Origin of the sequence: Lactobacillus amylolyticus (assembly GCF_003999355.1) — a bacterium.
Taxonomy (GTDB): Bacteria; Bacillota; Bacilli; order Lactobacillales; family Lactobacillaceae; genus Lactobacillus; species Lactobacillus amylolyticus.
Map to the genome: position 1 here is coordinate 1,275,484 of NZ_CP031835.1, position 25,120 is coordinate 1,300,603.

The following is a 25,120-nucleotide window of genomic DNA, read 5'->3' on the forward strand; positions in this document are numbered from 1 at the left end:
TTTATGCTCCAATCGCTTGTGCCGGATCAACTTTCAAAATTGATCTTACTGGAATCAAACTGCCGATAATGCCCATCAAAAGCATGCCGACCGTACCAACAACCATGATTGCCGGACTAAAGTTCATTGGAACAGTAGCTGGCAATAAGACTGCCGTCAGCCACATTGCAAGAAGAGCAATGATTACGCCGCTAGCCATCAAAATAATTGATTGACTGATTGTAGCATTAACCAAAGTCTTTGATGGAATACCTTGTGCACGCATAACTGCGAAGTTGTGCAATTTTTGCATCGTCAAAATGTACAAGAAGACTGCTACGATGATTAATGAAATAACGAATAAGAAACCAATCATCAATTCAAAAGTCATGTTTTGAGCTGAATAGCCTGGCAACTTGTTAATGACAGTCTTAATGTCATATGTCTTCGCATTCTTGTGATTGAACTTATAATTGCTGTTTTGTGAGATGATTGCTGAAGTTTTGACATTAGGCATGGTTACCTTTAATTTCTTCCAGGTAGCCATTGAACCATAAACAATTGGGCTAATGTTGATCTTGGCATTTTTAAGAAAGCCAACGATCTTGTATTTCTTCTTCGAATCATTCAAAGAAATTTTGTCGCCTAATTTATAGCCCTTTTGTTCGAAGGCCTGGTCAACCGTAACTCCATTATTTTTCTTAGCCTTGCGACCAGAAACTACTTCTTGGTCTTTATAAATGAACTGATCCTTATCGATCCCCAAGAATTGTGCAGACATTGACGGACGATTCTTGGCCTTAGCTACAAAAGGCGTTAAGCCAACGTATGCCTCTTTTTTGCCTACTTTAGCATTTTTAAGATCAGTCTTGGTTAATACCGACTGACTCATGCTAATATTGGAATTTTTATTCAAAACAACTTTTTGTGCTTTCCAAGATTCAATCGCCTGGGTATTTTCATCAGCCAATCCTAGAGCCAATGAAGAAAGCATGAAAATTAAGTAGCTGATCAAAAAAATCACCAAAATAATCAAGCCGTAACGCATTTTTTCACGCTTTATTTCCTTAAAAGCTAAAAACATTACCTTTTACTCCCTCTATCTATCAAATACAGACTTTCTTTGAATCGTTTCAGATTCTTTTCTCTATTTTCGGGATCAGCGAAAACAGAATTGATAACTTCATGACTCAGAACCATTGCGCTCCACATTTCAGGGCTCATTTTCAGCAGCTGCTCAGAGTTGGTCTTCATCGCACCGGGAAGAGCAGCCTCATTGCGCAGCATATGCAGCTTCATCATTGCCTCATACTTGCTGTGCTGCGTTTTTGAAATAAACTCACAGACTCGATCATAGAAAAATGCTGGGTCAAATTTTTCCAATGGCTGCATATTCATATGAATCTCTTGAATTGCGATTCTGTACAAATAAGTATATGCATCGGTCAAATCATCGAAGTATTTATAAAACGCGCCTCTGGCAATATTGGCATCCTTAACAATTCTAGCTACCTGTGCATCATTTAAAGCATGATTGTTAAATTCATGCAGCAAAGCCGCAGTTATACGCTTTTTCTTCTCATCCGGCAAATTTAAAAAAGTTTGCTTAACCATCAAACAAGCCTCCCTTAAATGACACTCCGTCATCAACTATCATTATGATAGGAATAAGATGACACGATGTCAATATTTAATTACAAAAAAGCCGGAAAATTCCAGCTTAAGCGAGTAACCGATTGTAGTAAAATAATCTGGCAATACCATCGCGCACTTCAAACTTAGTTAATCCACAGTTATCCATCGTATCGATTTTGTCCATGTCACCATTAGTCAAATAATGAGCAGCCATCATTCTAATTAATCTGCCGTGGGCAACTACTAAAACATTTTTATCAGAATACTTACGATACATTTCGTCTAAAAATTCGCTGCAGCGCTTGTCAAATTCTTCGTAAGTTTCGCCATTTTTAGCGTATTTAACGTAATCGCGGTTAACCTTGCCCCAAGGATCGACAACATCGGGATATTTGTCTCCGATCTCTTCCATCTTCATGCCATCCCAGTCGCCAAAGTCAAACTCAAGCAGGCGCTTATCAAGTTTAATTTCTTTACGGCCTTTAGTAAAAATCTTGGCAGTTTCTACAGCGCGCTTCATTGGACTTGAATAAACCACGTCGAATTCATTTTCATCAAAGTTAGCGGCAGCCTTTTTGGCATAATTGCGTCCGTCAGTCTCATTAAGTTCCGCATCAACAAGGGATCCTTGCAAGCGGTTGTCTTTATTAACATCAGTTTGACCGTGTCTGATAAATACTATTTCCATCTTTTCAACTCCCGTTCTTAACTAGAATTATCTTACTATCTTGTGTACTTTCTTTCCATTTTTTTAACTATTTTAAATATAAAATTTGCTTATTTAACATTTAAAAAGTATACAATACTATTAGAAAGATAAATGTTAAAGGAGCTGATGACAATGGGACGCATTACAATTCAACGCGATGGTTTAACCTTGGTAGGCGATCGTGAAGAACCATTTGGCGAAATCTATGATATGGCAATTTTGATGCATGGCTTTACTTCCAGCCGCAATACTGACTTGCTTAAGCAAATTGCCGATAATTTGCGCAATGAAAATGTTGCCAGTGTCCGCTTTGATTTCAACGGTCACGGCGAAAGCGATGGCAAGTTCGAAGATATGACCGTGGTAAATGAAATTGAAGATGGCAAAGCTATTTTGGATTACGTCCGAACTGATCCGCATGTTCGCAACATTTTTTTGATCGGCCATTCTCAAGGCGGAGTAGTTGCTTCAATGCTTGCTGGTCTTTACCCTGATGTAATTAAAAAAGTCGTCTTATTAGCACCTGCGGCTCAATTAAAAGATGATGCATTAAAAGGCAGCACTCGCGGGGCTACCTACAACCCTGATCGCATCCCTGCCAACGTACCTTTTGGCAATAAAAAATTGGGCGGCTTCTACTTAAGAACTGCTCAAGTATTGCCAATTTATGAAATTGCTCAGCGTTATACCGGCCCTGCTTCAATTATTGTTGGTTCCAAGGATGAAGTAGTTGATCCTAAATACAGCAAGAAGTACGACGAAGTTTACGCTAACAGTGAATTGCATCTAATTGAAAATGCTGATCACAGCTTTACTAATGAATACAAAGATCAAGCTGCTCAACTAGCCGCTGACTTTGTCAAACCATTATTTTAATGCCGCTTAAAGTCAAAATTGGTACGAAAGACAAAATGATCCTTTGTACTGTTTTCCGGTGAAAATTGAAAATCGAAATCATGAAACTCCTGCAAGTGCGCGGGAGTTTTTATTTGCTCTTCGGCAATAAAGCGCACCATTTCCCCACGCGCCATCTTAGCGTGAGTAGCAATCGTCCGCCAGCTATCGTTTTTCTTTTCTTGAAAATCAATGCTGATCATCCTTCTGGTATCGTTTAAATAAGACGAAACCATACGTGAATATTCTTTTGAAGCAAGATTAATTACCAGATCATCATCCTTAAACAAGGAATCAGCAATCTGATGATTCCAAAAGTGGTACAAACTGTAATCCTTGAACCCCACCATCTTGGTTTTCATCTCCAAGCGATATGGACAAACTCCGTCAAACGGCCGCAAGCTGCCGTAAAAACCGGAAAGGATTCGCAGATTTTTTTGAATATAATCAAGTGCTGGCTGCGTGAACAAATCAGGTGCCATATATTGATACTGAATACCTGAAAAGGCAACGATTGCCGGCGTTAACCGCTCATTCAAATTCATTTCCGCTAACTGCCTTTCGGCCTGCTGAACCACACGGTCGCTAGCCTGCCATAGCTCTTTTAGTTGCGCAGCGGATCTTGTTTTTAAAAAAGCAGCCAGCGTCTGCGCTTGCGCAAGAAATTCCGGCTCAGTTTGAACGGGAAAGGCGTCCAAATCACGTCTCATCTTTTTAGCAGGAGCAATAATAATTTTCATCTTTTCCTTTCCTCGCTTTTTAAGTTAAAATAGCTAAGTATTAAATAAAGGAGTATTTTTCATGAATCCTGATTTTGCAATTGTCTTAAATTTCAAATTAGAGTCTGAACAAAACGCTGATGCGGATTTTTTAGTCAAAACCGCACGCAATGTCGGTGCACGAGCAGTTAGTGGTGGCGATTTTCTAAAAGAAGCCTGCGCTAAATATACTATTTTTTTAGCTGATGAACAAAATGGCGTCGAACTTACTAAGGACAATGTCATTGATACCTTAGTTCAAAACCGCAAAAACGGAAAAACGACTGTCATTAATCTTACAGTTAATGCTGATGGCAAGTTTAATGCAAATGATCAAGCTGTTTTAGACCAAATCAACAAATGGATGCACATGTTTGGTCATGCTTTCAACGAAGGCAAGCTCTCGGACTTAACTGTTGATCAAGATGGCCTTGTATTAGAAAATCGCCATGCAAATTACCAAAAATACGTCTTTTTAAAGAGCCCTTTGCCTGAAAAGATCGTTGTTTCAGGCCTTGAAAAGGCACCTAATCGCGTAGAATGGATTGAAAATCGAATTGATCTTGATTTCTCTTTTGCACAAAACAAATTGAGCATTAATTTGGTGAAACCCGATGATGAATTTGAATGGCAAGTTTTACGAATTCAAGCCCATCGACCAGAAGATGATCTTGCCGAAACTAAATTTTAAAGCAAAAAGCCTAGGATTTTTTCCTAGGCTTTTATTATTGAACCATGATCAAAAAATTGTTTAAACCGTTTCGCTTCATTATCAAGCGTAACTTCATCATTAACTTGCGATAATTTATAACCGACGAAGTAAGGCGGCGCATCGAAGCGAGTAATTAATTTGGCACACACTCCGCCGTCTTCGCGCGGATAAAAGAAGAGGTTATAAGAATCGCAGCGGCCGTTGTACATAATATTAAGCATGTATTTGACGCCGCTTTGAATCCAGTCGGCCCATAAGGCCAGATCTTTTTTAGTTAAAGAATTAATATTTAGTTCTGTATAGCCTTGAACGGGATGCTGGGCAATATTGACTTCCACATCTTGATTTTTAAACAAGCTTTCTCCCTCAAAGTTGTTAGGACGAATATACTTGTAGCCATTTTCGTGCTCTAGACCAACTATTTGCATATGCGGATGAATTAGAGAACCGCCAGAATGCGGGCCATAATTTTTGTACCATAGAACAGATTCATATTTGTCGCTATTTTGCATCTCCTCTGCACAGCTCAAAGCAAATTTGATCATCTTCCGATTGTGCTCCTTAGAGTAAGTAGCAATATCGCCATTATGGTCGTGGCTTTCAATCAACACGGTTTGCATCGTATCACGCAAAGTAGGAAATTTATTATGCAGCCAAATCAAGTCGCCATTACGCTTATAAATATCAGTTAAGTGAGCAACATCGCAAAACGGACATTGTTTTTGCTTGAACGTAGTTTTTTTCCGGTAAGATTGCGGCTTGTTTTTAGCGATTCCCATTTGAAAAACAAGTGGATCATTCGTCATTTTTAACCCTCTTCGTTTAAATTGCCTTTCTTTAATATTATAATAAAAACGTTAATTTAATTGTACTTTCTTTACTAACCGCTTGGTAGATGATACACTGTTGGCTAGCAAACGTTCATTCGATGTTTGAAAAGAAATAAGTTGGGTAATTATGCAATCTAGAAAAGATCTAAGAAAACGTAACAATCGCAATAATATCATTCTGATTATTGGCGCGATAATTATCGTGCTCGCGATTATCTTTGGGGTCGTTATACACAATAATCGGGTTGCAAGCGAAGCACGTGAGAGAAAATTCGCTACAACTCATTTTAACCCAAACGTTACTATTTACGGCGTGAAGGTTGGAAACTTAACGGTAGCAAAAGCAACTGCCAAGATTAACCAAAAGGCCAAGAATGTTGTTGAGCTGAAGAACCATAAAGTAATCTTGAGCCGTGATAGCTCAATTAAGACGATTACTAAAGCAAAAGTGCAAAAATACTTTACGAAGCAGCATACCGACGTACCAAGCAATACCAATTACAATTACAGTTCAAGTGAAATGGCTACTGCTAAAAAGAAGCTGAACCAAATGAATAAAGCCGTTGTTTCTTATAAAATTGCTGGCAAAACTTACCAACTTAAAGCAACAGACTTGATTGATGATGTTACTTACAGCAATGGCAAATATGATTTTAAAGATGTCAGCAAGCTAACTGCCAAGTTAACGCAAATGAACAAGGACGTCGGTACTCTGAAGAAGAGCTACAAGTTCACCGTTCCTTCTGGCTCTAGCGTTAAAGGCAAAACCATTACCGTTACAAATAAGAGCTATGGCTGGGGCATTTATGAGCAAAAGGCTCAAGCAGCAATCGAAAAAGCCTTTATGAATGGTACCAAGACAATCAATGGTGCTGATTATATCTATGGCTTAGGTTACAGTACTTATGCTCATGGCTACGGCAAGAGCAATCATGGAATCGGCAATAACTACGTTGTTGTTTCTATCAAGAAACAGGAATTATGGGTTGTCAGAAAAGGCAAAGTTGCTGTTCACTTAACCGATGTCGTTACTGGTACTTACACTGGTAAGGGCAACCGGACTCCTACTGGTGTTTGGTATATTCAATACAAGGAATCACCAAGTACCCTTCGCGGCTACAACGATGATGGAACTAAATATGCTTCCAAGGTTAAATACTGGATGCCATTTACTTTAACTGGCTGTGGTTTGCATGATGCTAGTTGGAGAACCGATTGGAGCAAGACAGCCTACCTTAAGGGTGGTTCACACGGATGTGTTAACATTCGTCCATCTGAGATCCACAGGGTTTGGAAAAACGTCATCAAGGATGAAGCTGTAATTGTTTACAACTAAACAAAATAAAAAATAGAGCTCGTTGGAGCTCTATTTTTTACGCTTTTTTTATCTAACGCCTTCCATGAAGCCATTAATTCGCTTAACCATGAAGAACATCAAGACACCGAAAATGACGCTTACCAAGCCAACGGCCCAGAAATAGGCCACTTCAGTATTTGTTGAATATAATTTAACAATCTGCGCGTTAACGGCCTGTCCAGTGGCATCTGCTAGGAACCACAAACTCATCATCTGTGACCGGTAAGCATTAGGCGCAAGCTTAGTAGTAATTGAAAGACCAATTGGTGAAATCAGCATTTCCGCGATTTCAACAATAAACCAGGAACCGACTAACCATAATGGAGAAACTCTTCCCTGTGTACCAAAGAGCATTCCAGGAATGGCCATCCAAATATATGAAAAACCTGCAAAAATCAGACCACTGGCAAACTTTCCTGGTGCACTTGGTTGATTTTTCCAGTGTTCCCAAAGCCAAACGAAGAATGGCGTGAGAATCATAATAAAAATTGGATTCAGCGTTTGGAAGTTGGCTGCTGAGAAATGCCAGCTGCCAATATGCAAAATAGTTCTTTGTTCAGCAAACAGAGCCAAAACAACTGAACCTGATTCTTCAATTCCCCAGAAAATAGCAGCAGCGATGAACAATGGGATATATGCTTTAACCCGTGAATGTTCAATTTCATTAACTTTCGGACTGCGCAGCATTGCAACGAAATAGTAAACCGGCAAGGCAATCGCAACAATTGTCAACAAAGTAATAACATTATCGACATTCAATTGACCCATTGAAGCCATAACGCCTAGAATTGCAGCAATAATGGCAATGCAAATTACGATCCATTTTACAATCCGCAATAAATCGGCTTTATCAATTGGATCATTAGGTAATAAGCCGTCAGTTGATAGATACTTTTTCCCGCCAAAGTAATATTGCACTAGACCAAAGAACATCCCTATCGCTGCCAACGAAAAACCAGCATGAAAGTTGGTCTCATTACCAAATAAGTGAAAGCCAAAACCGTTAGCGGCCCAAGGAACCAAAATAGGTGCAATGGCACTGCCCAAGTTGATTCCGAAAACAAACATACTAAAGCCGGCATCCCGTCTTCGATCTTCTTCTGAATACAGGCCACCAACCATATTAGATACATTTGGTTTAAGCAAGCCAGTCCCAACTACAATTAAAGCAATTGAAATATAAAGCGCAGCTGTACCTGCTGGCAATGCTAGTACAATATGACCCAGCATAATGAAGACACCGCCAATAAACAAAGTTCGGCGTGATCCCCAAAGATGATCTGACAACCAGCCTCCGGCAACAGTAGCTAGATAAACTAATGAGCCGTAGATTGACATGATCGATGCCGCTGTCGTTTGGTTCATACCTAATCCGCCTTGAGTCACGGCATAGTACATGTAGAACAGGAGAATTGCTCGCATGCCGTAATAGCTAAATCGTTCCCACATTTCTGTAAAGAACAAAGTAGATAAGCCTCGAGGTTGACCAAAAAAGGCAGTATCCATATTCTTGTTATTCATTTGATTACAATAAAACTCCTTTAATCAAAGTTTACACAAGTCATTATTATACAGGCTAAATTCTTTATTCGTCAAAAAAAAGCCCTATCCTAACGGATAGAGCTTTTATCATAATGCTTTTTAATTCAAATTAGTTCAAAGCCTTAGCAACAGCGTCGTTAACAGCTTTTCCTTCAGCTTGAATCAAATCTACTCTGGTTTCAATAACCTTAGTATCCATTTGAATTTCACGCTTCAACAATTGAACGTTAAGCTTTGGTTCAAAGAATTCTTTGAACTCCTTCAATCTTGCAGGAGTTCTGAAGACTCTTGAGATAACTTGAACGAAGGTAGCAAATTCCATGTCGCCACCAACAGTCTTATCAAGCCAATCCCAATCTTTTCTAATCCAATCCCAAGCAGCTTGTTCACCCTTGTGATTGGAAAGTACGCCAGCAAACCAGCCACGCAAGTCTTGTGGCTTAATCACATCAGCGTCTTCGAAGTATTCAATCAACTTATTAATTTCAGCTGGATCAGTTGTATTAGTAGCAGCGTTACGCAAGTCAGCTTTATATGAAGCATCAGCAGTTCTTTGATATTCCTTGATCAATTTAGCCATCAAGTTGTGACTGCCAAAGTTCTTAACTTCATTAATTAAAACGTATGGACGAACATCAGCATTCAAAGCTTCCAGGTTGTCTTCATTTTCTTCAAACAACTTATGTGCAGCCTTGATTGAATCACTGTTGCCAGCGTAAATGCTTGCACTTAATTCATATGGACGAATTTGAATATCGTCATCGCTTTCGCCCTTCTTTGGCATCCAACCTAAGCGAGCAACTTGCTCTTTAGATAATTTGTCATAAAGCTTCTTCAAGTTCTTTTCTTCATCAGAATCAGGATCTACAAATTGACGAAGCTTAGCAGCAGTTGTGTACAAAGCGTTGATGACTAAACCAGACTTAGAGTCAGCGAATTTTGTCAAAAGTGGCACAATTTCAGCATAAGAAATTTGCTTGCCTTCTGCCAAAAGACGAAGATCTTGCAATAATTGCAACTTAGCAATTGGATCCAAATCATCAAGGTCTGACATAATATCCTTCATCAAAGTATCGTCATACTTAACGATGAAGTGGGAATTGTTGCCAACATTGACACGTAATGGATGACCAGCTTTTTCACGCAAAGTCTTGTAATCGCCGAGATCAAGTTCTTTTTCAGACATAATCTTAGGTGCGTCAAAGTTTGCATTCAAAGGAATTTGCCAAGTTCTGTCGACATCTTTTCCTTCGCCGATAAAGAATTGCTTTTGACTTAAAACAAGGTGACCATTTTCAGCAACTTTAGCTGTTACAACTGGATAACCAGGTTGTTCAAGCCATGATTGCATGATTTTACCAATATCCAAATCAGTTGCAGTTGAAAGTGCATCCCAAAGGTCATCACCAGTTGCATTGCCATACTTGTGGTGATCGAAGTAGTACTTAAGTCCCTTGCGCAAAGCATCGTCGCCAAGAAGTGCTCGAACCATTACAAGCATTCTTGATCCCTTGGCATAAACAATCGCTGCATCAAAGGCAGAGTCGATATCAGCCGGATCATTAATCTTCATTTGAATTGGTTGAACACCATCAGTAGCATCCCGACCAAGAGCAGCAGGTGCTTCGCTGGCTTGGAACATTTCCCAGATGTGCCATTCTGGCTTCAAAGCATCAACGGACAAATATTCCATCATGTTAGCAAAACTTTCGTTCAACCATAAGTTGTCCCACCATTTCATCGTTACTAAGTCACCGAACCATTGGTGAGCCAACTCGTGCGTAATAACGGTAGCAACCAATTTCTTCATTTCAAGTGAAGTATTGTCAGGATCAAGAAGAAGATATGCTTCACGGTATGTTACAAGACCCCAGTTTTCCATCGCACCAGCACTAAAGTCTGGCAAAGCCAATTGCCATGAATTTGGAAGTGGGTACTTAGTTTGATAAAAGTCTTCATAAAATTCAATTGCTTCTTTAGCAATTTCAAGAGCAAAGTCTAATTCCTTAGCCTTGTGTGCCTTAGTTGCAAAGACACCGATCTTAACGCCATCTTTGGTTTCAGTTATCTTAGATTGCAAATCACCAAAGGCAAATGCAACCAAGTAGCTAGACATGCGAACTGTTTCTTTAAAGTAGTGAACTCCATCTTCCACTTTTTCTTCAGGCATGTTAGCAAGAGCAATTTCGCCAGGTTGTTCATCCCACTTAAGTGCCAAACTAAAAGTTGCTTTAGCTTCTGGTTCGTCAACACATGGAAAGGCTTGACGTGCAAATGTTGTTTCAAATTGGGTACCGATAATTTGCTTCTTTTCACCATTTAGTTCGTAATATGATGGATAAATGCCCATCATTGTATCAGTCAATGGTGCGGTATAAGCGATTGCAATCGTAGTCTTACCGGTTTTGCCTAATTCAATTTTAATTGCTTCATCTTCATCGCTAACTGTGAATGGTACATCTTGACCATCAGCCTTAACTGATGAGACTTTCATAAACTTTTGACTAATTAAAACAGTCTTTTCTTGAGCATCCCCAGTTACAGTTGAAGTACCTGAAATCTTCTTATTTTTACGGTTAACGTCAATAAAAAGATTGTAATGTTCAGGATGAAAAGTTTCATAAACACGTTTAACTGCCATATTTTTCCTCCTAAAATATCATTTGTCTCCTTAAATTCTACCAAAAAAGCGTCTCTAACCGTTAAAAAATGTGATTATTTATCGATTGTAAGAGCTCCGTCTTCGTTTTGTAACATTGCTGTCACATTATGCTTGTAGTATATAAAGCGTAGTCATTAAGAAAACGTTAAGTTTTAAATTTTTAGGGAATGAACTATGAATAATAACGTAAAATCAAACTTCAAATCAAATTTATTTAAATTATTCGCAGCTTTAGTACTTGCCTTCACAGCAATCGTAGCTGTACAAACTTTTACTACTAATACTTCTACTAACCAAACCGTTCAAGCTGCTACTCTTTCCAGAAGGGAAAGGGCAGCTAAGAAGTGGATTGCAATGCACGAATCAGGCGGTAGCTACACCGCTAGAAACGGTGTTTGTTACGGTAAGTACCAATTAAACATTGCTTACTTACACGGCAATTTATCAGCTAGGAACCAAGAAAGGGTTGCTGATCAATATGTTTACCGCCGTTACGGTTCATGGGTTAATGCTAAGAGGTTTTGGTTAGCTCACCACTGGTACTAATTAAAAGCTCTCAGTTAATTAATTTCGCTAAAAATTCAGAATAAAAGACAGGTTAGAAACAATTTTTCTAGCCTGTCTTTTTTTACTTAAAATTATCTTTTTTGATCGAACGATAACACGCGATCAGCATTACTCCAATCGAACATGCCATTGCAATATAAGCCATCGGACCAATTGTCACAGCATTAGAAGCCGCTGTTTGCGACATTTGATTTTCCATTGCATAAGCAACAATCCAGCGCCGCATCAAAGATGGCGTCAAGATAAAACTGATCATTGCAATAATTGAAGTAATCAAAGTAACATTTCTAGCGTATGGCTCCTTAAAGAATTGTGCCAAAACGCAGAGAGCTGGAGCAATCATCAACAGCAAGATCCACATTACGATCATTCGACCGGAACTGGAACTCATCATCTGCGCACTATTTATCGCATAACGATAAGAACTCCACAGCTGCCCGCCAGTGAACGTATTCAACAGATTAAGGAAGTACGTTCCCTGTTGACCATAGGCGCCACCTTGATTTGATAAAAAGCCTTCGACAATATTCAAACTATCCGTTGACCCGGCCGAAGTAAAGTTTACGGTGACAACCTGCTTCATATACGTCGCAAGAAACATTGTTACAGAACCACCCAATTGCAGGGCTCGCAGCATGCTGAGTTTTCTTGAAGCCTTCATCTTAAATTCAAGGCTAAGCACTCGATTAGGATGATGCGACCGTGCAATAAAGTAGATGCCAATTACTGTTAAAATCAGCAGAACAACCAAGCCCCACCAGATTTTTGCCATGATTAGGAACAGAGCAATTACAATCAGCAAAACTGAAACATAAGGCCGATCAGAAAATATTTCCCAAAAATTCAACCTAACATGGGTATATTCTTTCCGCGTGCTGTTGACATTGAAATTAGGAATCGTACTTTTACGTGGTTTTACATTCTCGCGATATACGCGCCGATCATTGGCTCTGGATCTGGCGTATTGACTTTTTGCCTTAGTGGCATGTGCCTCCTGATTTTCGTTCTTCATGCGATACTCTCTTCGCGACATATGCGCCATCAAGATCTCTCCCTTCCGAAAAACCAATCTTAGCACAATTTCAATAATTCAAACTTATTTTTTTGAATTATTTTGAAAAAATATTAACGTTTGCAATAGATGTTAAAATAATCATTATTGATTAACGAAAGAGATGAACCTTTTTGAATTCTGAAAAACTACCTGCTGATTGGCATAAAGCCTTATATACACTATGGCTCGGCTGTTTTATTACGGGGATGGGCTATTCGATGACGATGCCGTTTATTTCCCTCTTTATTTCTGATTTGGGCAATTACAGCAAACTGCAAATCAACTTATATTCCGGTTTAGCCTTTGCCATGACCTTTATCGCTCAAGCGATTGTCTCGCCATATTGGGGAAGCCTAGCCGACAGAAAAGGTCGTAAATTAATGTGCATGCGCGCTTCAGGCGTAATGGCACTAACAATTACCTTAACGGGATTGGCTCCTAATGCAATCTACATTGTTGTCATGCGTTTTATTCAGGGATCATTCTCTGGCTATATTAACAACGCAACTGCCTTAATGGCCGGGGAAACTCCACATAAACGCAGCGGTTGGGTTATGAGTCAAATGATGACGGCTGGTACTGCCGGCAACTTGGTTGGACCACTTCTCGGTGGTGCCCTTTCAAGCTTTTTTGGTAATTGGCTTGGTGGCGCCTGGGGCTATCGGATTCCATTCTTTATTACCGGTGTATTGATGTTTCTTGTATTTTTAGGCACAAGCTTTTTAGTTCATGAAGACTTCACACCGGTTTCTCGTGAAAAGATGAAGCCAATGAATGAAATCATGAAGAGCCTGCCTAGCATTAAACTAATCGTTGTCATGTTCATCACAACCATGCTGGTTCAGTCCTCAACAATGTCTATTGATCCAATCGTTTCACTGTATGTTAAATCAATGATGCATGGCGGCGATGTTGCATTTGTAGCCGGCGTAGTCGCAGCAACGCCAGGTCTGGGAACGTTAATCGCTGCCTCTAAAATTGGACACAAAATGGATGAAATCGGGCCTTTACGTGTCTTAAGAGTTGGACTGATTATTGGCGCCGTCTTGTTCATTCCGATGGCGCTAACCAATAGTCCTTGGGTACTGGCTGTTTTAAGATTCTTCCTGGGAATTGCCAGTGCTGCCATGTTACCAGCTGCTCAAACCGTTTTAACCCTGAATACCCCACCTGAAAGTTTCGGTCGAATATTCTCATACAATCAGTCCTTCCAGGCAGTTGGTGCCGTTCTGGGTTCAATGATGGGGTCAACTATTTCCGGACTTTCCAATTATGCTACAGTCTTTTGGGTAACGGGCTTCACGCTTTTGCTCAATTTCTTATTAGTTTTAATCTTTGCCTGGGGAATTTCTTACCGCAATAAATAAAAAATCCATGACCTTTTACAGTCATGGATTTTTTATGAATTCATTTCTTTTTTAAAAATATCTGCCATCCTTTGATCAAATGCACACATGGAAATTTTCATTTCATAATCAGGATGATCAGCCAGCCAGTTTTTCGCGGTGGCAAAAGCAATCTTGGCAGCATCTTCAGCAGGATAGCCATAGACGCCAGTTGAAATAGAAGAAAAGATAATACTATGCAAATTATTTTTCTTAGCTAAATCAAGACTGTTTTGATAGCAGGCTGCCAAAAGTTTTGCATCTTCTTCCGGACTATGAAAACGGTAAATAGGACCGACCGTATGAATTACATGTTTAGCAGGCAAATTATAACCCTTGGTAATTTTGGCTTCACCGGTGTCACAACCATGCAAAGTACGACATTCGGCTAAAAGCTGTGGACCAGCTGCGGCATGAATTGCACCATCAACGCCGCCTCCACCAAGAAGAGATTTATTGGCCGCATTGACGATTGCATCGGCCTTCATTTTGGTAATATCGCCCTGAACGATTTCTATTTCTGACATTTTATTGCACTTCCTAAAGTTGAAATTAGCTCAGTTACAATTACTTTTTACCATAAAACAGCGGATATTTGCTATTAAAACTCATCATCCGCGGCGCGTAATTTTTCTGAGGATCAAAAAGAAATTCGCTAAACGCCACATTGTTGACGTTCATCACTTTATCCATATCCACATTAAGGATAACAGAAATTAATGCTCTAATTGCAATTCCGTGACTTGCGACCAAAATCGTTTTATCCATCTTTTCACTTGCCCATTCTAAGCTCGACGATTCTAGAATCGCGATGAATTTTCTTTTTATTCTTGGTCAGAATTTTGACAGTTTTTATTGCCCTAGTTAAAGTACTGGCATAAACATAATCAAATTGCTTCTCATCAATATATGGTGCAATTTTTTCTACGCCTTTTATGCCTTCTGCGCTTAGATCAGGATCATTATCGCCGTCAACAACTCGATCTCAAGTATCTGCACTAATGCCATGTCTAACAATTACTAATTTCATGCTGCTACTCCTTTTCTAAATAAGCGGCAATCACTTGCAAAACGCCTTGTTTATCATTGCTTGGTGCGATAAATTTAGCAGCTTTTTTGGCACAGTCCAGTCCATTTGCCATCACATAGCTCAGGCCAGCAAGCTGCAGCATTTCAATATCATTGCCGCCATCACCAAAGGCCATTAGTTGTGACCGCGGAATGTTCAAATATTAAAATTAGGATCTGCATCTTTTAAAATATACGACTGCGTTTCAATTCGTTACCGCTGGCCACGATAAAATGAATATTGTTTTGTTTTAATTTTTTCAGAATCCGAGCAAATTTTACCCTATTAAAATCACTTTTGCTGTTAAGAAAAGTGCCGTCCATATCAACAGCAATTGCTTTAAATGGTAATTTTGTCATTATTCTCTCCAAACAAAAACGCCTTATCCCAAAAGATAAGACGTTTTTTAGCATAAGCAAATTCTTGATTAACCTTTATCAGCACCAGCAGCAATTCCGTTAACGTAGAACTTCTGCATTAAGACAAACAAGATAGTAATTGGGATAGCGATAATTACACATCCTGCAACAAATTGAGCAAAGTATGCAGTTGCATTACCTTTTGATGTATGGACCATGTTGTAAAGCCCATAAGCAATAGTGTAATCCTTGGCATTTCCTGAAGTTGAAAGGATAATACCGGAGAAGATGAAGTCTGTCCATGGTGCGATGAATGCTGTTAAAGCAGTATAAACGATCATTGGCTTTGAAAGTGGCAAACCAATGTGGGTAAATACTTGCCATCTAGTAGCACCATCAATTTCAGCAGCTTCGTCGATTGACCGTGGAATAGTATCAAAGAATCCTTTAGCAACGTAGAATCCTAATCCGGCACCACCTACATATACAAGGAACAAACCGAAGAGGTTCAACATGTTAAGACCCTTCAAAATGTAGTACAAAGCGATCATTGACATGAAGCCTGGGAACATTCCTAAAACTAAGGCAATTTGTAAGAATGGTTTTCTAAATGCGAAGCGAAGTCTCGATAATACGTAAGCTACAGAGATTGTTAAGAAAGTGGAGACAATCATTGAAGCAATTGAAACTACCAACGTATTAATAATCCAGTTTGCATACGGATATTGTGGGTTCGTGAAAATCCCAATATAGTTTTGCAATGTGAATTGATCAGGCCAGAAGGTCGAAACAAATCCAGTATCATTGTATGAAAAACTAGCTAAGATGATCCAAACAATTGGTAAAATCCAAATAATCGCTAAGATGGTTAAAAGGATATACCGCAAGACCAATGAGAGCTGTCTCTGGTGTGTATAAGACTTCATGTTTATTAGCCCTCCTTATAAGCATTAGTGTGTCTGTAGGCAATTAAGGATACGGTTGCACTAAGAATAAAGATCAAGATACCCAATACGGCTGAAGCGTTGTAACGTTGCTCCTGACCGAAGGTCAAGTTATATAGCCACGTTACCAGCAAGTCGGTGGATCCGGCACCGTTGTATTTACTGTTCATTGGGGCACCACCAGTTAACAGGAAGATAACGTTGAAGTTATTGATATTTCCGATAAATTGTTGAATCAGTGATGGAGCCATGACAAACAAGATTTGTGGGAAAGTAATATATCTAAAAATTTGAACAACATTAGCACCATCGATCTTGGCAGCTTCAATTTGATCTTGCGGCAAGTTTTGAATAATCGCGGTTGAAATCAGCATTGAAACTGGGATACCAACCCACATGTTAACGATAATAACCGTAATTCTAGCTATAATTGGTGAAGCCTGGTTGTCAATAAAGTGAATTGGGGAACTAATCAAGTGCAAGTTCATTAAAATGTTGTTTAAAGCACCCTGGTAGTCCAAGAATTGAGCCATCATCAACAGTGAAACGAATTGAGGAACAGCCCAAACAATTACGAAGATCGTTCTCCAGAAGCCTTTATGTTTAATACCTTTTGATTCAATCAATAAGGCAAGCAAAACGCCAAAGAAGAAAGTCGTAACTGTTGCTAAAACGGCCCAAATTAAGGTCCAACCCAATACTGGGAAGAAAGTACCAGCTAAATCACCGTTAAGCACACTGCCAAATGCTTGAAAACCAGTCCAAGAGAAGGCAATTGGGTGCTCACGGTCATAGTTAGTAAAGGCCATTGAAATCATGAAGACCGTTGGCAAAATAGTAAAGAACAAAATTCCAAGTAATGGAAGAGTCATCAATGTTGCGTGTAAACGTACGTCAAGTAAACTCTTCAATTCTTCAATATTAGTTGGAATATGTCTGCCATCACGCTTCAAAATATAATTGTGTTTAGTAGATCTTAAGTTTACGCAGTAAAGGTAAATCATTACGATACATAAGATAATTGCCAAAACACCAAACAACAGAATCAAAACTGAGTTCGAAGGCTGTTTAGTAATATAAACTCCTTGTGAAGCATCATAAACAACCTTTTTGGTTTTATCGGAACCTAATGTAACCAGCATGCTTAATGCTGAGATACCGCTAAAAATAAACCAAACAACAAAGATTACTTCTGATAACAGGAAAGCTAAACCTTTTACCCATTGCTTATTAGCAAGAGCATTGCTACCCATTATGAAGAAAGATAATTTGGTAGCTATATCCCCTTTAGTCCATACCTCTCGATAAGTTGCTTCAGGAGCTACATGCTTTTTTCTCTTAAACATAACTTCTCCTCTTCTCAAGCAAAAAGGTTGGACTATTTAGTCGACCAACCTTTGCTTATGCTTTAAAAGTTAATTACTTCTTTTCAATTTCCTTAGCAAGTTTAGCAAGTTGTGCCTTGTATTGTGATGGCTTGATCTTGCCGTCGTAAGTACCACTGATTAATGGAGCTGAATCGTTCCAGAAAATAGCCATTTGTGGAAGCATTGGTTGCAATACTGAGTAACCTGGCTTAGCCATTTGCATTACGGCCTTAGCAACTGGATCGTTTTGAACAGCGCTTGAGTTTACAGCAGACTTCAATACAGGAATTTGACCAGCTTCCTTGTGAGCAATTAATTGTGCCTTCTTGTTAGTGATGTAAGCAGCTAATTCTGAAGCAGCCTTAGCGTTCTTGGTGTGTGAGTTAATAGCAAAGCCTTCAATACCAAGGAATGCTTCCATTTGTACAGTCTTGCCGCCAACTTCAATCTTAGGATATGGAGCAACTGCGAAGTTCTTACCCAAGATATTCTTGATGTTAGCAGCGTCCCAAGGACCGTCCAAGATAGCTTGAGCATTGCCCTTCTTTAATTGGTTCAAAGCGTTTGAAGTTTGCATTACGCCTTTGTTGTTCTTTTGAGCTGCGTACCACTTCAAAGCGTTAACACCTTGTTGTGAGTTAAAGGTTGAACCCTTAAGGTCTTGTCCGTTGTCACCAAACAACTTAGTGCCTGCTGAGAACATTACTGGCCACATTACGTATGCGTTAGTAAAGTCAGTAGCAACTACACCCTTAGAGGTTAAAGTCTTCCAGTCCTTAACATCGCTAGCTGAAAGCTTTGACTTGTTGTAGTAAAGGGTTTGAGCTTGTTCTGCGTATGGGAATGCGTAAAGCTTGCCCTTCCAAGTTACACCCTTTGAAGCTACGCTTACGTAGTTGGCTTTAATATCTTTAGTAGCTGATGGTGAAAGTGGGTTAATGTAACCAGCTTCAGCCATTTGACCTAATTGATCGTTTGGAGCTTCAAATACGTCGGCAGCCTTTGATGGGTCCTTACCAACATCAGTCTTAGCGTTAGCTGAACCGTTTGGACTTTGAACAACACGAACCTTAATGTTCTTGTACTTCTTAGTAAAGTCCTTAGCAATCTTCTTGTAGTAAGGAACTTGTTGGGTATCAACCCAGAGAGTCAAGCTAGCGCTCTTGTTACTGCTGCTTGATGATGAACTATTTGAAGAGCCTTTTGAGCAAGCTGCAAGTGACATTGCAGCTAAAACAGCTGTACTACCTAATGCCAATTTCTTCCAAAACTTCATGACTTTATCCTCCTAAATAAAACAAAATAATATATGCAATATCTCAACAAAAGCAGTTCAGTCTGCAAATTGTAAACATTAATTAAATTAATTTTTACTAAAACTAGTTAACGATAGCCTTAGTAGTGTCCTTGTCAAAGAAGTGAGCCTTGTTAACATCGAAGCCCATTCTTACCACATCTCCCGGCTTATGATAGTCACGAGCGTTAACGATGGCTACAAATTCAGTGCCGTCAACTTTTTGGTAAAGCTGAATTGTTGAACCTAAAAGCTCAGAAACAACAACTTGTGATTTCACAACGTCATTCGGCCAAGTTTCCAAGAAGGCTTCTTCTGAGTGGATGTCCTCTGGACGAATGCCAAAGACAACATCCTTGTCCGCATAGCCCTTTTCTTCAAGCATCTTTGCCTTGCCTTCTGGAACCTCGATGTCAAGACCCTTGCCATCTGAAATTCTTTGGTCCTTGTAGTGAACGTTGAAGAAGTTCATTTGCGGTGAACCAATGAATCCGGCTACGAATTGGTTGACTGGGTGGTTGTATACCTCCAGCGGCGTGCCGATCTGTTCTACCTTGCCGACTGACATAACGACAACTCTGTCGGCCAAAGTCATGGCTTCAGTCTGGTCGTGCGTTACGTAGATGGTGGTAGTGCCAAGTCTTTGGTGCAGCTTGGCAATTTCAGCACGCATGGACACACGAAGCTTGGCATCCAGGTTTGACAGTGGCTCGTCCATCAGGAAGATCGGCGCATCACGCACGATCGCACGTCCTAAGGCTACACGCTGACGCTGACCACCTGAAAGGGCTGACGGCTTCTTGTCAAGATAGTCGTTCAAGCCCAGGATGTCGGCTGCGTGGTGAACACGCTTGTCGATGTCTTCCTTCTTGTAGTGGCGCAGCTTCAAGCTGAAGGCCATGTTGTCGTAAATGCTCATGTGCGGGTACAAAGCGTAGTTCTGGAAAACCATGGCAATGCGACGGTCCTTTGGGGCAACGTCATTCATTACCTTGTGGTCAATTTCCAAAGTACCCTTTGAAATGTCTTCCAAGCCGGCAATCATTCTCAAAGTAGTGGACTTACCACAACCTGATGGACCTACGAAAACGATGAATTCCTTATCTTTGATATGTAAATCAAAGTCGTTTACTGAATAGAAATCATTGCCTTCATATTTTTTATAAATATGGTTTAAATCAACCTCAACCATACTTTCCTCCTACTTCCCTTGTTTTTCCTCAAATACTTTCTCAATTTCGCTTAACTTCAAATCTGCAGTTGAAGGAACAATGTAATCAGCTTCTTTAAGAAGTTCCTTGTCACCGATTCCAACTGCAAATTGACCTGCAGCTTTGATTGATTCAACACCGGCCTTTGCATCTTCAAAACTGATAACTTCATCAGCCTTGAAACCAGTAAGTTCTTGAGCCTTTTCATAAATTTCTGGGTCTGGTTTGCCGTGATGCAAGGTTGCTGGATCAACAATGCCATCAAATTCATCCATAATGCCTAAACGATTTAAAATCTTTGGTGCATTTTTGGAAGCTGAAGCAATTACCATCTTCAGGTTTTGTGCCTTAGCATCTTTAAGCAATTGTGGGATACCAGGCAAAATATCCTTTGGTGTTATTGTTTCAACTTGTTCAACAAACTTAGCATTCTTTTCAGCAGCAAATTTTTCTTTTTCTGCTTCTGAATATTTATTTTCTTGGCCACCATATTTCAAAATGAGTTCTAATGAATCCATTCTTGAAATACCACGTAGAGAATCAAGTTGATCTTGATTTAAAGAGATTCCTAATTCTTTAGCGAGGTTGTTCCAAGCACTTAAGTGGTAGCGAGCTGTGTCAGTTAAAACGCCATCTAAGTCAAAAATTAATCCTTTAAGCATTCGGTTTTACCTTCTTTAAGTACTACTTTCTTACCTTTTACTAATACTTCTAGGTCTTCGCCTTTAAGTAAAGTAATCTTTGTTTCTTCATGATCAACATAAACTTCAATCAAACGATCACGGTAGTTGATCTTGAAGCTGTAGTGATCCCAATCATCCGGAACAAATGGGTTGAACTTCAATTGGTTGTGATCGTAACGCATACCTGCGAAACCTTGAACAATTGCAAGCCATGAACCACTCATTGAAGTGATGTGCAAACCATCAACCGTATCGTTGTTGTAGTTATCAAGGTCAAGACGAGCAGTTCTTTCATAAAGCTCAACAGCCTTCTTTTGCTTGCCAAGTTCAGCAGCCAAAATAGAGTGAATACATGGAGAAAGTGAACTTTCATGAACTGTTAATGGTTCATAGAAGTCAAAGTTCTTTTCTTTTTGCTCCATAGTATATTCGTCGTTTAAGAAGTAGATTCCTTGTAAAACATCAGCTTGTTTGATAAATGGTGATCTTAAGATCTTGTCCCATGACCAGTGTTGGTTAATTGGACGTTGATCTTCGATTTCACTAACTGGACGAATATCTTTGTCTAAGAAGTCATCTTGTTGTAAGAAGATGCCGCGTTCTTTATCTTCTGGTAAATAAATCTTGTCTACGATGTCCTGCCATTTAGCTTTTTCTTCTTCAGTTACGTGAACTCTTTCTTGAGCTTCCTTTGTAGCAAGTGGCAAACGTTGCAAGGTGTACTTGAGTAGCCATCTTGCCATAGTATTGGTAAACCAGTTGTTGTTAACGTTGTTTTCGTATTCGTTAGGACCTGTTACACCGTGTATTACATACTTGTTACGCCACTTAGACCAGTGAACTCTAGCTGCCCAGAATCTTGCGGTACCAACTAAAACATCCATACCTTCGTTCTTAACGTAGCTATCATCGCCAGTGTAATCAGTGTACATAGCGATTGCGTGAGGAATATCCGCATTTCTGTGGATTTCTTCAAAAGTGATTTCCCATTCGTTGTGGCATTCAATACCATTGAAGGTAACCATTGGGAATAATGCACCTGGAAGGCCTTGTTCCTTAGCGTTATGGTAAGCACCTGGCAATTGATCGTGACGATATTGAAGAAGTGCTCTTGTAACGCTTGGCTTAGTTACGGCTAAGTACATTGGAACGATGTAAGCTTCAGTGTCCCAGTAAGTAGCACCACCGTATTTTTCTCCGGTGAAACCTTTAGGTCCAACATTCAAGCGCTTGTCTTCACCATAGTAAGTCATGAACAATTGACAAATATTAAAACGAATACCTTGTTGAGCTGCGTCATTGCCAGCGATTTCAACATCACTTGTTTCCCAGCGCTTCTTCCAAGCTTCTGTATGATCTGCTAAGTTATCTTCAAAACTCTTTTCTTGAAGCTTGGTCATTAAGTTGTTAGCAACAGCTTTTTGATCTTTGTCTTCAACGTCACGGCTAGTTACAACAATGACATCTTTTTCAAGTTCATAGCTTTCGTTTTCGTTTAAGTCTACTGAGAATTTTTCGCTTAATTTTGCATCTTCAGTAGTAACTTCGCCGTTAACTGCTTCACCGTTATGACGCAAGCTTTCTTTAAGCAAAACAGTGAATTGTGGAACACCATAAGGATTTGACTTAGTTTTTACTTGAATAGTCTTAGCTTCTTTATCTTCGCCAAGTGGAATCCAGAAACGGGTGCCATAGTTACTATCCTCGTTAACTACAGTTCCATCTAAAGTTGAGTCAAAGTAAATCTTTGCATGACCTTCAAGTACAGTTGCCTTAACTTTAATTAGAGCAGCTTCTTTTTGAATAATATGAAGGAAACGTTCAAATTCAAATTTTACTTTGACGTCCTTGCCTTCATAAATAAAGCTTCTTGTAAGAAGACCTTGGTGCATATCGAGTGCTAATTCAAAATCATCAAATTTTACTTTAGCTAAGTCGATCTTTTCACCATTTACTGTAATTCCGATTCCGATAAAGCTGGGCGCGTTAGGAGTTTTACCAAAGTATTTTGGATAACCATTTTTCCACCAACCTACTACAGTTTTGTCTGGAAACCAAACCCCAGCCAAGTAGGTACCTTGAAGACTGTCACCTGAATAGCCTTCTTCAAAGTTTCCTCTCATACCCATGTAATCATTACCAATTGCAGTCATACTTTCTTGCAATCTTTTATCTTCAGGATTAAAAGTATGAGTTACAACTTTCCAAGGATCGATTTCAAAAATTCGTTTCATAATCATTCTCCCTAAAGTGCTTTTTTGTTTACGTTTACATTATTACGGATATGAAAGCGGTTTACAATATCAAAATCGATGTTAACGGTATCAGAATTAAGATAAAAAATAAAAGACTAGTGATGCACTAGCCTTTTATTCATCATTTTTTATGCTTTAATAACTACAAATCCCTTTGGAGCAAGCTTTCCGCCATCATAGTTTTGTTTCAGCAATTCATTGTCAGCGGCAAGTCGAATATCATGATCGGTTGTATTGAAGTAAGCAATTATGTGTTCCTCACCTGTTCGATCGACCTTGATTAAGCCATCTTCAGTTACAGATAACAAAACTTTTCCTTTACCAAAGGTTTGTGCATGCTTTAAGCGCATTTCAACTAAAGCATGAACTCTCTTCCAGATTGGGCTGTCTTCTTTGTTCCAATTCATTGGCTTACGAGAATCGGGATCATTGTCGCCCTCCATTCCCATTTCATCACCGTAGTAAATACATGGGCTTCCAGTTTGCGTAAAGATAAAGGCCATTGCCTGCAATGCGAGATCTTCATCCCCGTTAGCCACGGTTCTAATTCTTGCAGTATCATGACTGTCCAAAGTATTAAGCATTGCCTGGTTGGTGCTGTCACGATACAACATCATTTGATCGTTCAAGTGCTCAACCATAGCTTTAGCTGACATTGCATGGTGGAAGAAGTGATCTTCAACCTGCAAAGTGAATGGATAGTTCATAACGCCTGAGAATTCATCACCATTGAGCCATGGACGAGCTGAGTGCCAAATTTCACCAACGATATAAAAATCAGGTTTAATTGCAACCAAAGCTTGGTGGAATCTCTTCCAGAAGTGGTGATCAACTTCATTGGCAACGTCCAAACGCCAAGCATCAATATCAAAGTATTTAACCCAGTAAGTAGCAATTTCAAGCAAATAATCTTGAACTTCAGGGTTGGCAGTATTCAGCTTAGGCATTGTTGGTTCAAAGGCAAAAGTTTCATATGGTGGTTGGCCTTCACCCTTAGCTGGATTGCGATATGGTTCAACTGGGAAGGAGTTAATGTGGAACCAATCGGCAAAGCGTGATTTTGCACCATTTTCAACTACATCTTGCCATTGCATTGAGTCCTTGCCGATATGGTTGAATACGGCATCAAGCATAACTTTCATGCCACGTTTATGAGCTTCATTAACAACCTTTGCAAACAAGTCCTTATCACCAAAAGCAGGATCGATTTCAAAATAGTCGACAGTATCGTACTTGTGGTTGGAGCTTGCTTTAAAGATAGGGCAGAAGTAAAGGCCATTAACGCCTAGCTTTTGCAAATAATCCAAGTGGTCAAGTACACCTTGCAGGTCACCACCATAGAAGTCTTCGCGGCCAGGGTGATCGTCTGGATTCCAAGGTTTAGTACCTTTAGGATCATTTGACTTATCGCCATTAGCAAAACGTTCCGGGAAAATTTGGTACCAAACTGTATGTTTTACCCAATCTGGCGTTTTATCCATATCAATTTCATGTAAATATGGAACTCTAAAGTAGGAACCATCGGCTAGTAAGCTTTTCTTACTGTAGTCATAAATGCCACGGTCCCCAAAAATCTTGCGATCGCCATCTTTGCCAGTTACTTCAAAAGTATACTTGATTCGGTGGTATGGCACTTCAAGTGTAGCTCCCCAATGATCTTCTACCTCACCTGAACCAATTTTTTCCATTTCAACTTGTTTAGCAGATAAAGGTGGCATGTAATTGTCAACATAGTGCACAATAATTTTTTCAACATCATTTTTTGCAGTGTGAAAACGAACGCGTACACGGTTGCGATCAAGAACAAAACAATCTTCGCTTTCTGATCTATGACGTAATGCAGCTACTTGCATC

Annotated in this window: 22 protein-coding genes and 2 pseudogenes; 5 read left to right on the forward strand and 19 right to left on the reverse strand. The window is 39.6% G+C overall.

Annotation, left to right across the window (positions count from 1 at the left end; all coding sequences use genetic code 11):
* Position 1: 1 nt before the first annotated feature.
* From D0Z64_RS06575 to D0Z64_RS06585, 3 genes are all read right to left on the reverse strand, one after another.
* Positions 2-1,063, reverse strand: coding sequence for an ABC transporter permease (locus D0Z64_RS06575; RefSeq protein ID WP_127345793.1), 1,062 nt, complete (start codon positions 1,061-1,063; stop codon positions 2-4).
* Entirely contained in the window at positions 1,063-1,593 is a 531-nt protein-coding gene (locus D0Z64_RS06580; RefSeq protein ID WP_127345794.1) for a TetR/AcrR family transcriptional regulator, read from the reverse strand. The genes D0Z64_RS06575 and D0Z64_RS06580 overlap by 1 nt, the downstream gene beginning before the upstream one ends.
* A gap of 106 nt (positions 1,594-1,699) precedes the next feature.
* Positions 1,700-2,302 carry a histidine phosphatase family protein gene (locus D0Z64_RS06585; RefSeq protein ID WP_006352414.1) on the reverse strand — a complete coding sequence of 201 codons (603 nt, stop codon included), beginning with the start codon at positions 2,300-2,302 and terminating at the stop codon, positions 1,700-1,702.
* Positions 2,303-2,455: 153 nt separating this feature from the next.
* Between D0Z64_RS06585 and D0Z64_RS06590 the strand changes: the two genes are divergently transcribed.
* Positions 2,456-3,199 (forward strand): alpha/beta hydrolase, encoded by a 744-nt coding sequence (locus D0Z64_RS06590; protein WP_040457310.1) that lies wholly within the window; start codon positions 2,456-2,458, stop codon positions 3,197-3,199.
* On the opposite strand, the gene yaaA is transcribed toward D0Z64_RS06590, so the two are convergent.
* Complete coding sequence (gene yaaA / locus D0Z64_RS06595; protein ID WP_127345795.1) at positions 3,196-3,957, reverse strand: peroxide stress protein YaaA; 762 nt, start codon at positions 3,955-3,957, stop codon at positions 3,196-3,198. The two genes, D0Z64_RS06590 and yaaA, sit on opposite strands and share 4 nt — an antisense overlap.
* Positions 3,958-4,018: 61 nt before the next feature.
* Here yaaA and D0Z64_RS06600 point away from each other — a divergent pair, with 61 nt between their 5' ends.
* A complete protein-coding gene (locus D0Z64_RS06600; protein WP_127345796.1) occupies positions 4,019-4,666 on the forward strand; it encodes a hypothetical protein in 648 nt (215 codons plus the stop codon).
* 23 nt (positions 4,667-4,689) lie between these two features.
* Here the strand turns inward: D0Z64_RS06600 and D0Z64_RS06605 are convergent, their stop codons facing one another.
* Positions 4,690-5,493 (reverse strand): DUF4931 domain-containing protein, encoded by an 804-nt coding sequence (locus D0Z64_RS06605; protein WP_127345797.1) that lies wholly within the window; start codon positions 5,491-5,493, stop codon positions 4,690-4,692.
* A gap of 151 nt (positions 5,494-5,644) precedes the next feature.
* Here D0Z64_RS06605 and D0Z64_RS06610 point away from each other — a divergent pair, with 151 nt between their 5' ends.
* Complete coding sequence (locus D0Z64_RS06610; RefSeq protein WP_127345798.1) at positions 5,645-6,853, forward strand: L,D-transpeptidase family protein; 1,209 nt, start codon at positions 5,645-5,647, stop codon at positions 6,851-6,853.
* A gap of 48 nt (positions 6,854-6,901) precedes the next feature.
* On the opposite strand, the gene D0Z64_RS06615 is transcribed toward D0Z64_RS06610, so the two are convergent.
* Positions 6,902-8,395: a peptide MFS transporter gene (locus D0Z64_RS06615; RefSeq protein WP_006351678.1), complete on the reverse strand. Its 1,494-nt coding sequence runs from the start codon at positions 8,393-8,395 to the stop codon at positions 6,902-6,904.
* Between the two features lie 130 nt (positions 8,396-8,525).
* Positions 8,526-11,057: a M1 family metallopeptidase gene (locus D0Z64_RS06620; protein ID WP_127345799.1), complete on the reverse strand. Its 2,532-nt coding sequence runs from the start codon at positions 11,055-11,057 to the stop codon at positions 8,526-8,528.
* A gap of 195 nt (positions 11,058-11,252) precedes the next feature.
* Here D0Z64_RS06620 and D0Z64_RS06625 point away from each other — a divergent pair, with 195 nt between their 5' ends.
* Entirely contained in the window at positions 11,253-11,624 is a 372-nt protein-coding gene (locus D0Z64_RS06625; RefSeq protein ID WP_127345800.1) for an aggregation-promoting factor C-terminal-like domain-containing protein, read from the forward strand.
* A gap of 82 nt (positions 11,625-11,706) precedes the next feature.
* On the opposite strand, the gene D0Z64_RS06630 is transcribed toward D0Z64_RS06625, so the two are convergent.
* Positions 11,707-12,657, reverse strand: a complete 951-nt coding sequence (locus D0Z64_RS06630) for a cytochrome C5 (RefSeq protein WP_164742131.1) — start codon at positions 12,655-12,657, stop codon at positions 11,707-11,709.
* A gap of 173 nt (positions 12,658-12,830) precedes the next feature.
* On the opposite strand from D0Z64_RS06630, the gene D0Z64_RS06635 reads away from it, so the two are divergent.
* The gene (locus D0Z64_RS06635) at positions 12,831-14,066 is read left to right on the forward strand and encodes an MFS transporter (protein ID WP_127345802.1); all 1,236 of its coding nucleotides are present in this window, start codon (positions 12,831-12,833) and stop codon (positions 14,064-14,066) included.
* Between the two features lie 32 nt (positions 14,067-14,098).
* On the opposite strand, the gene D0Z64_RS06640 is transcribed toward D0Z64_RS06635, so the two are convergent.
* The 11 genes and pseudogenes from D0Z64_RS06640 to D0Z64_RS06695 all read right to left on the reverse strand — a co-directional run bounded on the left by D0Z64_RS06640 (position 14,099) and on the right by D0Z64_RS06695 (position 25,119).
* Positions 14,099-14,611 carry an O-acetyl-ADP-ribose deacetylase gene (locus tag D0Z64_RS06640; RefSeq protein ID WP_006351673.1) on the reverse strand — a complete coding sequence of 171 codons (513 nt, stop codon included), beginning with the start codon at positions 14,609-14,611 and terminating at the stop codon, positions 14,099-14,101.
* A gap of 40 nt (positions 14,612-14,651) precedes the next feature.
* Positions 14,652-15,021: pseudogene (locus D0Z64_RS08695) on the reverse strand (phosphoglycerate mutase family protein).
* A 97-nt stretch (positions 15,022-15,118) separates the two neighbouring features.
* A pseudogene (locus D0Z64_RS08815) lies at positions 15,119-15,316 on the reverse strand (HAD hydrolase family protein); the annotation flags it as partial.
* A 22-nt stretch (positions 15,317-15,338) separates the two neighbouring features.
* Positions 15,339-15,512, reverse strand: coding sequence for an HAD hydrolase family protein (locus D0Z64_RS08820; protein ID WP_392391082.1), 174 nt, complete (start codon positions 15,510-15,512; stop codon positions 15,339-15,341).
* A 68-nt stretch (positions 15,513-15,580) separates the two neighbouring features.
* On the reverse strand, positions 15,581-16,438 hold the full coding sequence (locus D0Z64_RS06665) for a sugar ABC transporter permease (protein ID WP_006351668.1): 858 nt from the start codon (positions 16,436-16,438) through the stop codon (positions 15,581-15,583).
* 5 nt (positions 16,439-16,443) lie between these two features.
* Positions 16,444-17,802: a carbohydrate ABC transporter permease gene (locus D0Z64_RS06670; RefSeq protein ID WP_127345804.1), complete on the reverse strand. Its 1,359-nt coding sequence runs from the start codon at positions 17,800-17,802 to the stop codon at positions 16,444-16,446.
* A gap of 73 nt (positions 17,803-17,875) precedes the next feature.
* Positions 17,876-19,099: an extracellular solute-binding protein gene (locus D0Z64_RS06675; RefSeq protein ID WP_127345805.1), complete on the reverse strand. Its 1,224-nt coding sequence runs from the start codon at positions 19,097-19,099 to the stop codon at positions 17,876-17,878.
* Between the two features lie 103 nt (positions 19,100-19,202).
* Positions 19,203-20,309, reverse strand: coding sequence for an ABC transporter ATP-binding protein (locus D0Z64_RS06680; RefSeq protein ID WP_080881814.1), 1,107 nt, complete (start codon positions 20,307-20,309; stop codon positions 19,203-19,205).
* Between the two features lie 9 nt (positions 20,310-20,318).
* Positions 20,319-20,990 carry a beta-phosphoglucomutase gene (pgmB, locus tag D0Z64_RS06685; RefSeq protein ID WP_080881815.1) on the reverse strand — a complete coding sequence of 224 codons (672 nt, stop codon included), beginning with the start codon at positions 20,988-20,990 and terminating at the stop codon, positions 20,319-20,321.
* Positions 20,975-23,245 (reverse strand): glycoside hydrolase family 65 protein, encoded by a 2,271-nt coding sequence (locus D0Z64_RS06690; RefSeq protein ID WP_127345806.1) that lies wholly within the window; start codon positions 23,243-23,245, stop codon positions 20,975-20,977. Before D0Z64_RS06690 ends, pgmB begins: the two co-directional genes overlap by 16 nt.
* Positions 23,246-23,394: 149 nt before the next feature.
* On the reverse strand, positions 23,395-25,119 hold the full coding sequence (locus D0Z64_RS06695) for a glycoside hydrolase family 13 protein (RefSeq protein WP_080881817.1): 1,725 nt from the start codon (positions 25,117-25,119) through the stop codon (positions 23,395-23,397).
* Between the last annotated feature and the right edge of the window lies 1 nt (position 25,120).